The organism is Providencia sp. PROV024, from assembly GCF_032709665.1.
GTDB lineage: Bacteria > Pseudomonadota > Gammaproteobacteria > Enterobacterales > Enterobacteriaceae > Providencia > Providencia huashanensis.
Genome location: NZ_CP120545.1, coordinates 3224390 through 3238620 on the forward strand (window position 1 = coordinate 3224390; position 14231 = coordinate 3238620).

Genomic DNA, 14231 nt, shown 5'->3' on the forward strand with positions numbered 1-14231 from the left:
AACAACCCGCATTACTCTGCGGGTTGTTTGCAAATTTAATTGAAATTAAAAGGTCACATTAACTTTTGCCCAAAAAGTTCTTCCTGGCTCATTAACAGGCTGGTTTGATGAATAACCAAATCCACTGTTACCCGCTAAATTCAAATGCTCGCTATATGTTTTATCAAATAGATTATCAACCCCTGCACTTAATTTCATATTTTGATTGACAACATACGCTGTATTTAATGATAAAATAGTGAAACCCGCACTCTGACTAAAATCTTTTCCAACAACATTACCATCATTAATCGCAACACGGTTTTGACGACTCACAACACGTAATAGACCAGTTGTTGTCCAATCCCCTTTTTCCCATGACAACCCTAAACGCCCTTCTAATGGGGGCATTTGTGGCAATGCTTTACCATCTGTACGGTTTTCTCCCCATGAATAAGCGAGACTCGCATCTGCTTTCCATTCATCATTCAGTTTTTGGGCAATACCGAGCTCCCCGCCCATAATAAGCGCATTTACATTTTCTATCTGGCTCATGCGTGGGTTTGTTGGGCTATAACGAAACAAAATAAAATCATCCACATGACCAATATATGCAGAAACCCATGCATTTGTATTTTCATGTGCATATTTAGCTCCAATATCTAACTGGGTTGTTTTTTCAGTTTTCACCTTATCAAATACATTATTGGTACCATCCGGTCCCAGTTTAGGTGAAAATAACTCCCAATAATCTGGGAAACGCTCGGTATATCCTACACCGGCATACAGCATAACAGGGGTATCAGATAACGAATGTTCATAACGAGCAAAGCCTGCTGGCATTACTGTATTACGCCCAGAAGCCCCTATACCTGTATTATTATCAACGATCACACGATCTAACCGTGCTCCACTGACCATTTTGCCTTGTGTGGTTGCATGCCAAGTCAACTCACTAAATACCCCATAGTCTTGGAATTGAGCATCCTTTTTCCAACTATTATTCTGATTTTTTCGGTGCTTATTTGTTTGCATATCCGCACCGCTACGTAGCTCATAGTCAGTCCATAACCATGTACCCATAACACGCCCACCCATGGTTTCACGGTCAACTCGCATTTTCATTGGCATATTCATCATGCCATGACCGCCATGTCCCATATGCCCCATTCCCCCACCTGAAGGTGAACGCAAAGAGTAATTATCCATAATATGATCAGCGTAATTGTAATAAACATTCGCTTCAACCTTATCAAGAACATAACCAATATTGCTCTTTTCAAAGCGCAAACCTAAACTTTCCCGTTTAAATTGAGAACCATCCATCCCTCTTCCAGCATAACGTGCCTCCCCGTCACCTTTCCCTGCGGTTAATTCTAATAAAGTATACTCATCTGGCGTCCAACCCACTGCGACATCAGCATTCCATTTATCCCATTTAGAGGGCACTTTATGCCCATTACCATCTTTATAATCATTAGAACGGGATTTATTACCAATGACTCGAATGTAACCTACTTCATTACCTAAACTGATATCAGCATTACCATCCCAGCGGTTATTTGATGCAGTTAATGCACTTGCATTCCCTTTTATACCAGCTTCAGTAAACAAAGGTTTTTCTCGTTCAAAACGGATCGTGCCAGCAGAATTCCCTGGTCCCCATAAAACGGTTTGTGGACCTTTAATCATATTAAGAACATCGAAGTTTTCTGGCGAAATATAGGATGTTGGAGCATCCATACGGGAAGGACAGGCGCCTAACATTTCACTATCGTTAGTTAAAATACGTAAACGCGAGCCAAACATCCCGCGAAAAACAGGGTCGCCATTTGTCCCACCATTACGAATTTGTGAAAAACCGGGGATAGTTTTTAGGTAATCTGAACCATCACTTGCGGGAACTGGCTGCCTTGGGGTTTTAGGCGATGTAGTGATAGTTAATGGAGAATCAACAGGTGCAGTAACAATCATCACTGAGCTATCTGTAATGAGACTCTGATTAGCCTCATTTTTAGCTGCTGTAGATTCGCTAATAACCGCACTAACCACCAACGCTGCAACGGGGGCAATTTTAAAAAATTGAGTATTCATTTGCTACCTATGTATCGATATCAACACTAATATTTCTGCTATTCACCTTTGTGTCTAAAAATTTGCAACAGGAATACCAATCCTGAAAATAGTAAAAATTCAAGATGATGAAAAACCTTCTGTGCAAAAAAACACAAAATAACAGTCTGAAAAATAATTAATTTTTAGATAAGCATAGGAATTGAGGAGGGGCTCTAGCTAAATGTAATGACCATGGCCTATACAGCCAAAATTGAATACAACGCTCAAAGGGGATAAAAATTGCCAGGGTTGCCAGTTGACGGATTACCGCAGCAACAAACAGAATTAGAAATGGGAAATGAATCAATAACTGGCAGTAACCACAGGCTATGTCTTCCATAGGCGACTGACCAACCCCTGTCATTAACATATGATTCATGGGTACCGATAGCTCACAATTTTCAGGCATTACTTCCCCCTGATGCTTATGCATCAAAGGCGCAGCCGTCTCACTATGTGCTTCTGTGCAAGCGGTTGCATGTTCCATTGATTTTGAAACCAAAGGAGCAATAAACAGCATTGCGACAGCAAGTAAAGCAAGATAAGCAGCTAACTGTCTGATAAAAGGACGCAGGTGCAACGTTTTTCCGTTATTTTCAATACCCATTTTTATAGGGCGAAAGTGTATCTTATTTGGATGCCTAATGTTATTGATTTTCACCATTAATGTTAAATCGCACAGCAATTTTGTACTATTTGTACAGTGAAAAGAGGCTTTCCGTTTTTATACAACTGTTTGTTTTAGGATTTACCTATCCTATTGGCATCATTTGTTGGATGAATATTATTTGAAAGCGGTAAATGAAAACTAGCAGATAGAAAAGACATGATTGCAATCATAAAATAATAAGTAAAAATATAAATAAGTTACCTTTAATATAATTAAAAGCTAAAACCATATTAAAATAATGATTATTAGCTTTCTTTAATAAGCAACTGAAATTAGAAAAAACTGAAGTGAACGATAAGAAATGAATGTTATACAGACTTTCGCCTGTATAACATTATCAAGAAGGATATTACTTACCTGTCGGCGTCCCTTTCTTTTCATGTACCATCATCAAAGCCTGCTCAACACTGCGCTCGATAATCGGCCGACGCTGATCATTTTCAGGTAATAATTTTAACATCATTTGCCAAGCTGAAATTGCCTCTGCATAGCGCTCTTGTTCAAATGCATTGAAAGCAAAAATGCTCAGCGCTTTCACATTCGTGCGATCTTTAGCAATTAATTTTTTGAGCAATTCAGCACCTTGGCGATTATCTTCAGGGTCAGACGAACGAGTAAGAACCTCGGCATACCCTATAATGACGTTTTCATCTTTAGGTGCAAGACGATAAGCTCTGCCATAAGCATCTGTCGCCATGGTCGCATTATTGAGTACCATGCCAATTCGCCCTAACATCACCCATGCCTCGATATTTTGAGGGTCTTCTTGTAAACGTGTCCGTAAGCCTAAAGCTAAGTGTTCCATTTCCGCATTGTTCAACGGGGGCTCAGAAGGGTCTAATGCTCTATCTAGTAAAGCTGGGGCTTGTTGGTAAGCATTATTCCAATCCGTGACTTTAGCGTAACTACCCACTTGATAATAGGCGCCGCCAGCTACACCTAAAGCAATCACTAACCCTGGAAGGTAAACCCAATTACTGGCACGGGAGGCTTCTGGTAATACGCCATCATTACCCTGTTCCACCTGCTTGATGCGCACCCGTTTTCTCGAACGGGCAAAAATAATCCACCCCCCCAATGCGATGGCGGCAAAAGGTAAGCCCCATAACATCATGGTGAGTGGCGTTAATGGCGGGTTATAAGTCACAAAATAACCATAGCGGGCAACCATGTAATCAACAATCTCGTCCCGGCTTTTACCTTCTTTCATCAACTCATACACTTTTTGACGTAAGTCCAGCGCAATCATTGAGTTAGAGTCCGCAATACTGTTATTTTGGCACTTTGGACACCGTAATTCTTCCGTTAACTTGCGAAATTGTTGTTCCTGCTGTTCGCTATCAAAAGTAAACACTTCAGTAGCCGCATATGTGACTGTTGAGCTGAGTACTAACATGAATAAACCGAGTAAATACCTCATTGGTTCGCCTCCTGATTATAGCGTTCCCAAAGGGGTTTAAACTCTTTTTCCCAAACACGTTCGTCCATTGCCCCTGCATGGCGATAGCGGATCACACCATTGCCATCGATTAAAAAGGTTTCTGGTGCGCCATAGACACCGAGATCAAGGCCCAACATCCCCTCCCCATCAAATAAACTCAGTGCATAAGGGTTACCAAGCTCTCGCAGCCACACAATCGCTTTATCACGCTTATCTTTATAGTTTAGCCCCACAACCCGTACACCTTGTGCAGACAGTTTATTGAGATACTGATGTTCTGCACGACAAGTCGGGCACCATGTCGCCCATACATTAAGTAAAATCGGTTGCCCCTGTGTTAATACATCAGATTCATAATGTTTCCCGGGGTTTTCTAATGATTCGAGCCTAAATACAGGAACAGGTTTACCAATTAGAGCAGATTCAAGTAAACGAGGATCATCCCCCTCCGCATTACGCATTAGCTGCCATAATAAGACGGCGGCTATCCCTGCAAAGATAATAAAAGGGATTAAAAAGACTTTGCGATTCATGCCGTTTCCCTCTGTAATTTACGACGACGGTAGCGTGGGTCAAACATGCAAAACAACGCACCAACTGCCATCAATACACCACCTGACCAAATCCAGCGTACAAAGGGTTTATAATACAAGCGCATGCTCCATGTACTTTTTGATATTTCTTCACCCAAAGCTGCGTATAAATCACGGGTAAAACCACCATCAATAGCCGCTTCTGTCATTACAGCACGACTAACGTTATAAAAACGTTTTTCAGGCATCAAAATACTAACCACTTTGCCTTTTTCTGTTACAGAGATGCTACCTATAACGCCTTGATAATTAGGACCATCGGCTTCTCTGACGCCATTAAACGTAAAGGTGTAAGCCCGAATATTAATGCTATCCCCTGGCTTCATTTTGACATCGCGCTCAACACTGTAGTTTTGGCTGAAGGCTATCCCAACTATCGTGACGGCTAAGCCTAAATGCGCCAAAACCATGCCCCAATAACTCGGCGTTAGTTTGATTTTTTTGCTTATACGAACTTTCATTTCAGCAAAAGCTAAAATTGCAATCCAGCACGCCATCATCAAGCCAACAACGGTTAACGCCTCAATACGATCTTCCATTAATAGCGGTAAAACAAATGACAACACTAATGTCATTATCGTTGCAATAATAAGCATTTTTTTGATAGCAGCAGGGCGATCTCGCCCCCAGCGTACTAACGGCCCAATCCCCAATAGCAAGGCAAACGGCACCATCAAGGCGATAAACATAGTATTAAAGAACGGCTCACCAATCGAAATCGTCCCCAAACCAATTTGCTTATGCACTAAAGGTAATAATGTCCCTAATAAAACAACCAACATTGCTGCCGTTAAAATAACGTTATTCCCTAATAGCATGGACTCACGTGACCACAATGCGTTGTTGACCCTTGAACGAACCTTATGCCCCCTTAATGCGAACACTAATAAAGAGCCACCGACCACCAGTACCATGAAGGCAAGGATAAATAGTCCTCGGGATGGGTCTGAGGCAAAGGCGTGTACAGAAACTAGAACCCCAGAACGCACTAAAAATGTGCCAAGCAAGCACAAGGAAAAAGCAAAAATCGACAATAATAATGACCATGCTTTAAATGTGGCTCGCTGCTCAGTGACAGATAATGAGTGGATCAGAGCTGTCCCCACTAGCCATGGCATGAATGAGGCATTCTCAACTGGGTCCCAGAACCACCAGCCGCCCCAACCTAATTCATAGTAGGCCCAAGCCGAACCTAGCATAATGCCAAGGGTTAAAAAGAACCATGCCGCCATCGTCCATGGGCGTGCAAAGCGAGTGAAAGAGCTATCTAAACGCCCGCTAAGCAATGCCGCAATGGCAAAGGCAAATGCCACAGAGAAACCAACATACCCCATATACAACAATGGAGGGTGAAAAATTAGCCCAGGGTCTTGTAATAACGGGTTGAGGTCTCGCCCTTCAATCGGGAAAGCCGGCAACGTACGTGAAAATGGGTTTGAGGTGAAGATAATAAATAACAAAAAGCCAACACTGACCATCCCCATTACCGCGAGTACTCTAGCCACAATATCAAGTGGCATACGATAACTTCCTATTGCTACGGCAAAAGTCCAACCGCTCATCAACAATACCCATAGCAATAAAGAACCTTCATGAGCCCCCCATGTTGCGGCTATGCGGTACCAAATGGGTAATTGTGTGTTGGAGTTATTAGCAACATAAGTCACAGAGAAGTCGTTAACAATAAAGGCATTGACTAATACTAAAAATGCCCCTGTGACACATAAGAAAAGTAACCATGCTAATGGACGAGATGATGACATTAAGCGTGCGTCATTACGTGCCACTCCCCATAAAGGGTAAAACGACAGTAAAACCGCAATACCTAATGCTAAGCAAAGCAGAATGCTACCAATTTCAGGGATCATGATGCATTGTCCTTATAGGCAGCTGCTGGCCTGCGGTGATTTTCTTGCATCGCTTTTTCAACTTCTGGTGGAGTGTAGTTTTCATCGTGTTTCGCCAAGACTTCTTTGGCTAAAACATGGTTGTTCGCTTGTAATTCGCCTTGAACAACAACCCCCTGCCCTTCTTTAAATAAATCGGGCAAAATACCGTCATAGCTCACATCTACCTCACCTTCAGCATCATAAACCGTAAAGGTGATTTTTAATGAGTTTGGGTTTGAGTCATCGCGTACAACACTGCCTGGCATTACCATTCCACCCACACGTAAACGCTGCCCAACCTCTGGAATTTGATGGGTTTCCCGTTTACCATAAATAATTTCACCGGGTGTATAGAAGAGGTCAATACTGGAGCGTAGCGCATATAGGATCAACGCCAATGTTAAACCGACACCGACAAGTATGGAACAAATTAACCAAAGCCGGTTACGACGACGAATATTCACATCCCCTCCCTACGCGCTCTTGCCGCTTTTTGCCTTACTTCACGAGCTTGCTGTTTAAGAATTGCATTTATAATCATTTTTCTTTGAAAAAATGTATGCAAACAGAGTAACAGAATCGGTATTAAGGTTAGCGCAACAGCCAGCCATACATAAAAACCATAGCCCCCCATCGCAAAAAAATCACTCCAAGATGCAAATGCGGATGTCATGACTTGCGGCCTCCCTTATTAACTATGTCTAATACCCATGGGCGATTGCGTTCTAGAATCAATAATTGATTACGTAAACGAATTAATGTCAAAGAAATAAATAAAAATAAGTAACCCAAGATAGCTAAACGGAGTGGTGTGCGCATTGCAGGGTTAATACTTTCTTGCATACGAGTAGAAGGCTGATGCAGCGTTTGCCACCATTCAACAGAGTAATGAATGATAGGTAAATTTATCACCCCGATTAACACTAAAATAGCCGCTGCTTTGCCCGCCATACGACGATCATCAAACGCATGCCATAAAGCAATAATCCCCACATATAGAAAAAGTAAAATCAGCTCGGAGGTTAAACGTGCATCCCATACCCACCACGCGCCCCACATTGGTTTACCCCATGTTGCACCTGTCACTAATGCAATAAACGTAAACACTGCTCCTATGGGAGCCATTGCTGCTATGGCCAATTCCGACACTTTCATTTGCCAAACTAAACCCACAAAGGCCGTGATCGCCATGGCTGCGTAAATCCCCATTGACCACATTGCAGCTGGAACATGGATATACATAATGCGATAACTTTCACTTTGAACTTTATCTGTTGGTGCGAAACCAAAACCCCAAATCCAACCGACAGCTAAACAGACTACACTCAATATAATAAACCACGGTACTAGACGACCGCATAACCGGTAAAGGTTGACTGGAATGGCAAGTTGATGAAGCTTTTTCCACATAGTTTAGTTACCTTGATTTTTTATATTGTTAGTAAATTCTGCATAACAGCACATCATACAATACACGTTAAAAAAGCAAATATATTGATTTAACACAAATATAACTTAGGCTGATCATACTCAGATGTATAACCAGCCTATTTGTTAACCATTGTTTACAAATCATAGTTATAAGCAATGGTAAAACGACTCTCTAAGGTTAAAAGCCCGGTTCAACTTCACGCATATCCGGTAATTTATGTGCGATCCCTTTATGGCAATCAATACAGGTTTTACCTTCAGTTAAAGCTTGGTCATGCATTTTTGCCGCGACCCCTTTTTGCGCAGTAAAATCCATATACTCAAAGTTGTGACAGTTACGACATTCCTGAGAGTCATTATTTTTCATCCGGCGCCATTCGCTTTGTGCCATTGCCAAACGGTGGTCTTCAAATTTTTGTGGTGTATCAATAATGCCAAAAATCTTACCGTATAATTCTTTACTGGCTTGAATTTTGCGTACCATTTTGGGGCCAAATTCATGGGGTACGTGGCAGTCTGGACAAGTCGCCCTCACACCACTACGGTTCGTATAGTGAATGGTATCCATATATTCTTCATAGACATTTTCACGCATCTCATGGCAACTAATACAAAACTCTTCTGTATTCGCCATTTCCATCCCCGTATTAAAGCCTCCCCAGAAAATCACGCCACCCACAAAACCGATCAGCAATAAGGTGCCTAACGCTAAGCGACTTGGTCTACGCCACCAACGCCATATTCGTCCAATTAAGCCAAAGAGCCCTTTACGCGGCTGTTTTTCGCCATTGACCTGCTTATCATTGTTATTTGCCATGTCTCCCCCTTATTTCCCAAAGCCTTTGGATGGGGTAAATGTGTTATCAATGATAGGTGCCGTATCTGACTGCGGCACATGGCACTGTAAACAAAAATAGCGATTTGGTGCGACTTCACCAAGCACTTTACCTGTTGCATCCATAAAGTGTGTTGGACTCACTCTTGGCGCACCTGTTGTCCGGTAATTCTCAACACCATGGCACTGTAAACAGCGGTTAGTATTCGTCGTAATTTGGTAACCTTCAACGCTATGTGGGATCATCGGCGGTTGGTTCACATAGTTTAGCGCCATTCTTTCCTGTTCTTTCGGAATATGAATGCTTCCCTCTGTCGTACCAGACACTTCCGGTGATTGAGACAAATCGACACCATTAGCAGCCCAAACAAGACTACTAATAACAAGGGCCATACCTGCAATTGCGCGGCTTAGCGTCTTTTTCAGGACAGGATTTTTCATGATTTAGCTCCCGAGCTCCATCGTAGTGTTATTTTAAAAACATCCTCAGAACAGACATCAATACAACGACCGCAAGTAATGCAGTCTTTATCTGTAATCTGCGCTGGGGCTTGCTTATCTAAGACCGGGGCACGCAGTACTTGCGGCTCCGGACAAATGTGGAAACAATCCATACAGCGGCTACAATTTTGTTTATTTTCCGCTGTAACAACTAATGCGCCTTTACAACCCGCGATGCCATACAGGGCACCCAGAGGGCAAAGGTGACCACACCATCCATGTTCCACAACCAATAAATCGAATAAAAACAGTGCAACGAGGACTAATGCACCGCTACCAAAACCAAAAATTAAACTGCGCCCCATTAATGAAACTGGATTTAACCATTCCCAAAGAAGAGTCCCTGTCACCGCTGAACCAATGAGGATCACTCCGAGCAATACATAGCGGATATAACGCGGTATTGTTGCGGACTGGTTTAACTCAAACTTACGGCGCAACCAAGCTGCCGCATCCGTGATCGGATTCACAGGACAGACCCAACTACAGAAAATACGCTTACCTAATAGTGCATATACCCCGAACACAATAACTGCACCTACCAGTGCCGAAATACCGGGTAAATATCCACTTGCTAAGCTTTCTAAGGTAATGAGTGGGTCAGTCAAAGGCACAGTATCTAGCAATAAGCTGCTACTGTAGTTCCCATGTAAAACCCAAACACCGAACCATGGCCCACTGAGAAACATAGCGAGCACAAGCAATTGGCTCACACGTCGAAATACCAACCACTTATGGCTATGCCACCAGCCCTTTTTAGTCTGAGCTTCACGTCCGGCATCACGCTTACGATTTGCCATTGTTGCCCTCCAGCCAGCCAAAACGGTAATGATGACCTAATTCACCTTTCGCTAGCGACCTTGGTAATACCTTGATAGCAGCTTCTTCCAGTACACAAGCCTGTTCACACTTACCGCACCCTGTACAGTAATTGCTATTGACTGTTGGTAAGAACCTCGCATGTTTACCTGTTCGGTGGTTTTGTTCCAATTCCAAGGTGATTGCTTCATCAATAAGTGGACATACTCGGTAACAGACGTCACACCTTAACCCTTGAAAATTAAGACAGTTTTCCTGATCTAACAAAACTGCCAATCCCATTCGTGCATCATTAATTGATTCAATGTCTTTATCCAGCGCACCACTTGGACATACCTTGGCGCACGGAATGTCTTCACACATTTCACATGGGTTTTCACGGGCGATGAAGTACGGGGTTCCTGCTGCTAAGCCTGATGCTAATGTTGCTAGTTTCAACATGTCATAAGGGCAAGCTTGCACGCATTGACCACAACGTACACAAGCACTTGAAAATGCCTTTTCATCAAGAGCGCCCGGTGGGCGGAGCCTAACTCCGCTGGCCCGAGACGTTTGTTGCTGAAGCCCCAGTACCACACCAACAGCCGCTAACCCGCCCGCTGCGCGAGCAACATCACGCAAAAAACGACGGCGACTGTTCTGGGACTTAGCCTTTTGAGCTTTCGCTTTCTGGGGCATTAGCTATTACACCTTTTCTAATTTAACGGCACATTTTTTGTAATCCGTTTCTTTTGAAAGTGGGTCCGTTGCATCCAGTGTTAAGTTATTCACTAGCTGCGCAGCATCGAAGAACGCCATGTACACTAAGCCTTTCGGTGGTCTGTTACGGCCACGTGTCTCCACAATCGTCGTCACATCACCACGGCGTGAAACCACTTTGACTTTGTCTCCACGACGTAACCCTCTGTCTTTCGCATCTAATGGATGTATAAAGACTAATGATTCAGGGAAAGCTCGATGTAATTCGGGAACACGGCGAGTCATACTTCCAGTATGCCAATGTTCTAATACACGTCCGGTTGATAGCCACAGGTCATATTCTTTATCTGGAGACTCTGCCGCAGGTTCAAATGGCAATGCAAAAATAACCGCTTTACCATCTGGCTTACCGTAAAATTGATAACCAGCACCGGCTTTAACGTATGGGTCGTTCCCTTCGCTATAACGCCACATGGTTTCTTTGCCATCGACAACAGGCCAACGAATACCACGTGCTTTATGATATTCATCGAAATCAGCAAGGTCGTGACCATGACCGCGTCCAAAGCCTGCATATTCTTCAAACAAGCCTTTTTGCAAATAAAAACCAAGTTCACGAGATTCGTCGTTTAACTGGTCTTCAGCGAGTTCGCTAACAGGGAATTTAGTCACCGCTTCATTGGCAAATAACACGTCATATAAGGTTTTTCCACGTAGCTCCGGTTTTTTCGCCAATAGCTCTTCAGACCAAACCTCATCCGTTTTAAAACGTCGAGAGAACAACACCATCTGCATTAAATCTGACTTTGCTTCACCCGGTGCTTTAACTTGTTGGCGCCAAAATTGAGTGCGACGCTCTGCGTTACCATACGCCCCTTCTTTTTCTACCCACATCGCCGTTGGCAAGATCAGATCGGCGGCTAACGCACTGACTGTTGGATAGGGGTCAGAAACAACAATAAAATTACGCGGATCACGCCAGCCTGGCATGCGTTCTTCATTAATATTTGGGCCTGCTTGCATATTGTTGTTGCACATTACCCAATAGAAGTTCAGCTTACCGTCTTTGAGCGCTCGGTCTTGAGCAACAGCATGTAAACCGACTTTTTCAGGAATAGTGCCAGCAGGTAAGCCCCAAACACCTTCCACTTTTTCACGGTGTTTTTCGTTAGTAACCACCATGTCAGCAGGTAAACGGTGAGAGAATGTTCCAACCTCACGCGCAGTACCGCATGCTGAAGGCTGGCCAGTTAAAGAGAAAGGACCGCAACCAGGCTGAGAGATTTTGCCGGTCAATAAATGTAGGTTATACGCTAAGTTATTTGCCCAAACGCCACGAGTATGCTGGTTAAAGCCCATCGTCCAGTAAGATACCACTTTGGTATTCGGGTCAGCGTAAAGTTTCGCTAACTCTTCTAATTGATCTTTTGGCACACCGGTCATTTCTGCCGTTTTATCTAACGTATATTCTGCGACAAATGCCTTATACTCATCCCATGTCATTGGCTCTGATGCATCGGAACCCGCATTTTTTGCACTTTTTTCTAATGGGTGAGTTGGGCGTAATCCATAACCGATATCTGTTGCACCACGACGTAAATTCACGTGTTTATCGAGGAATTCCTGATTAACTGCATTATTTTGAATAATGTAGTTTGCGATATAGTTCAGGATCACAAGGTCAGATTGCGGCGTAAATACAATCCCGTTATCCGCCAATTCAAAACTACGATGCTTAAATGTGGAGAGTACCGCAACACGTACATCTGGATTAGATAGACGGCGGTTAGTAATGCGTGACCATAAAATTGGGTGCATTTCTGCCATATTCGAGCCCCACAGAACAAATGCATCTGCGTGCTCAATATCATCATAACAACCCATAGGCTCATCCATACCAAAAGTACGCATGAAGCCAACAACCGCAGACGCCATACAGTGGCGAGCATTCGGGTCTAAATTATTCGAGCGGAAGCCCCCTTTAAACAGTTTCGACGCTGCATAGCCTTCCCAAACTGTCCATTGACCTGAACCGAACATTCCGATGCCTTCAGGGCCTTTATCCTTCAATGTGGTTTTGACTTTTTCTTCCATAACATCAAAGGCTTGTTCCCAAGTGATTGGAGTAAACTCACCATTTTTGTCATATTCACCGTCTTTCATACGCAACATCGGCTGTGTTAAACGGTCTTTTCCATACATGATCTTCGGTAAGAAATACCCTTTGATACAGTTCAGACCACGGTTAACAGGAGCCTCAGGGTCACCTTGACTTGCTACAATACGGCCATTTTGCGTTCCCACCAGAACGCCACAGCCTGTACCGCAAAAACGGCAAGGCGCTTTGTCCCATTTGATACTTTCCTGTTGACCAACAACAGCTTTCGCAATGCTGGGTGCACCAATACCGGCCGCCGCAGCAGCGGCCGCTATCGCATTGGCTTTCATAAAGCTACGACGACTGAGTTTCATAATCTTCCTCACCTTGCTCATCCTGCTGGTGATACACCAGCGAAACATCTAGTACACCATCAATATCGCGTACTAAATCAATAGTATCTAACAATGCTCTGCTATCTTGACCTTCAACCACAACGATCAGTTTTCCGTTGTCTGGAGAACTTAACGCAACTTCACAATTCGAAAATTGTTCTATTTTTTCGGTCACAGCAGACATTCGTTCACTTTTTACTTGTACGATTAAACTGCACACTTGATAGTTACTGTGCATGTTCATGCTCCACGGTAATGGCTGATACTGGGCAACTTGCAACACAAGCTCCGCAGCCTGTACAGCCTTGCGTTTCTATTTTTGGCTGGTAAATACCTGCCAGTGACGGACGAAAAGAGATGACTTCTGGCTCACAACTGTCTTGGCAACGACGACACTCGATCGAAAGATACGCAAGGCAATTCTGGCCAATCGAAATTGAGATATCCCAAGGTTGGGAATGTTTTGATAGGAAAATAGGTTCAGGGCATGATGCCGCACATGCGTAACAGAAAGTACATTCTCCGCGTTTAAAATCAACAACGGGATAGCCGCCCGCGCCTGGTCGCAAAATTGCAGTTTCACAACTTTCCACACACGCGTTGCAACGGGTGCACAATTCGATAAATTGCACTTCACTACCACTCCATGGCGGCCGAACCACTGGAGCTGCGTTACGCCACGCACCAGTTAATACTCCCCGACGGGTGAGATCAACCATGTTTTTTCCTTTACATTGCCAACAAGAAAACTAAAAAGTACTAATAA

The 14231-nt window shown here is 43.5% G+C and carries 15 protein-coding genes; all 15 read right to left on the reverse strand.

Annotated elements, in window-relative coordinates:
- Nucleotides 1–45: 45 nt before the first annotated feature.
- The gene (locus tag P3L56_RS14955; RefSeq protein WP_210831733.1) at nt 46–2073 is read right to left on the reverse strand and encodes a TonB-dependent copper receptor; all 2028 of its coding nucleotides are present in this window, start codon (nt 2071–2073) and stop codon (nt 46–48) included.
- Between the two features lie 157 nt (nt 2074–2230).
- Nucleotides 2231–2674 (reverse strand): DUF2946 domain-containing protein, encoded by a 444-nt coding sequence (locus P3L56_RS14960; RefSeq protein ID WP_042845422.1) that lies wholly within the window; start codon nt 2672–2674, stop codon nt 2231–2233.
- A gap of 439 nt (nt 2675–3113) precedes the next feature.
- Entirely contained in the window at nt 3114–4184 is a 1071-nt protein-coding gene (locus P3L56_RS14965; RefSeq protein ID WP_042845203.1) for a cytochrome c-type biogenesis protein CcmH, read from the reverse strand.
- Entirely contained in the window at nt 4181–4738 is a 558-nt protein-coding gene (gene dsbE, locus P3L56_RS14970) for a thiol:disulfide interchange protein DsbE (RefSeq protein ID WP_042845205.1), read from the reverse strand. The genes P3L56_RS14965 and dsbE overlap by 4 nt, the downstream gene beginning before the upstream one ends.
- Complete coding sequence (locus P3L56_RS14975) at nt 4735–6666, reverse strand: heme lyase CcmF/NrfE family subunit (RefSeq protein ID WP_042845207.1); 1932 nt, start codon at nt 6664–6666, stop codon at nt 4735–4737. The genes dsbE and P3L56_RS14975 overlap by 4 nt, the downstream gene beginning before the upstream one ends.
- Complete coding sequence (gene ccmE, locus P3L56_RS14980) at nt 6663–7151, reverse strand: cytochrome c maturation protein CcmE (RefSeq protein ID WP_042845209.1); 489 nt, start codon at nt 7149–7151, stop codon at nt 6663–6665. Before ccmE ends, P3L56_RS14975 begins: the two co-directional genes overlap by 4 nt.
- Complete coding sequence (ccmD, locus tag P3L56_RS14985; RefSeq protein WP_048607973.1) at nt 7148–7360, reverse strand: heme exporter protein CcmD; 213 nt, start codon at nt 7358–7360, stop codon at nt 7148–7150. The genes ccmE and ccmD overlap by 4 nt, the downstream gene beginning before the upstream one ends.
- A complete protein-coding gene (locus P3L56_RS14990; protein ID WP_042845213.1) occupies nt 7357–8097 on the reverse strand; it encodes a heme ABC transporter permease in 741 nt (246 codons plus the stop codon). Before P3L56_RS14990 ends, ccmD begins: the two co-directional genes overlap by 4 nt.
- 199 nt (nt 8098–8296) lie before the next feature.
- Complete coding sequence (gene napC / locus P3L56_RS14995; RefSeq protein ID WP_048607975.1) at nt 8297–8935, reverse strand: cytochrome c-type protein NapC; 639 nt, start codon at nt 8933–8935, stop codon at nt 8297–8299.
- 9 nt (nt 8936–8944) lie between these two features.
- Complete coding sequence (gene napB, locus P3L56_RS15000) at nt 8945–9394, reverse strand: nitrate reductase cytochrome c-type subunit (RefSeq protein WP_210831734.1); 450 nt, start codon at nt 9392–9394, stop codon at nt 8945–8947.
- A complete protein-coding gene (gene napH / locus P3L56_RS15005; RefSeq protein WP_131680664.1) occupies nt 9391–10254 on the reverse strand; it encodes a quinol dehydrogenase ferredoxin subunit NapH in 864 nt (287 codons plus the stop codon). The genes napB and napH overlap by 4 nt, the downstream gene beginning before the upstream one ends.
- Nucleotides 10241–10951, reverse strand: coding sequence for a ferredoxin-type protein NapG (gene napG / locus P3L56_RS15010; RefSeq protein WP_042845217.1), 711 nt, complete (start codon nt 10949–10951; stop codon nt 10241–10243). Before napG ends, napH begins: the two co-directional genes overlap by 14 nt.
- Nucleotides 10952–10957: 6 nt before the next feature.
- Nucleotides 10958–13444 carry a nitrate reductase catalytic subunit NapA gene (gene napA, locus P3L56_RS15015; protein ID WP_048607977.1) on the reverse strand — a complete coding sequence of 829 codons (2487 nt, stop codon included), beginning with the start codon at nt 13442–13444 and terminating at the stop codon, nt 10958–10960.
- Nucleotides 13425–13703: a chaperone NapD gene (gene napD, locus P3L56_RS15020; protein ID WP_071548302.1), complete on the reverse strand. Its 279-nt coding sequence runs from the start codon at nt 13701–13703 to the stop codon at nt 13425–13427. The genes napA and napD overlap by 20 nt, the downstream gene beginning before the upstream one ends.
- Nucleotides 13693–14184, reverse strand: coding sequence for a ferredoxin-type protein NapF (gene napF / locus P3L56_RS15025; protein WP_129466237.1), 492 nt, complete (start codon nt 14182–14184; stop codon nt 13693–13695). Before napF ends, napD begins: the two co-directional genes overlap by 11 nt.
- Nucleotides 14185–14231 lie beyond the last annotated feature (47 nt).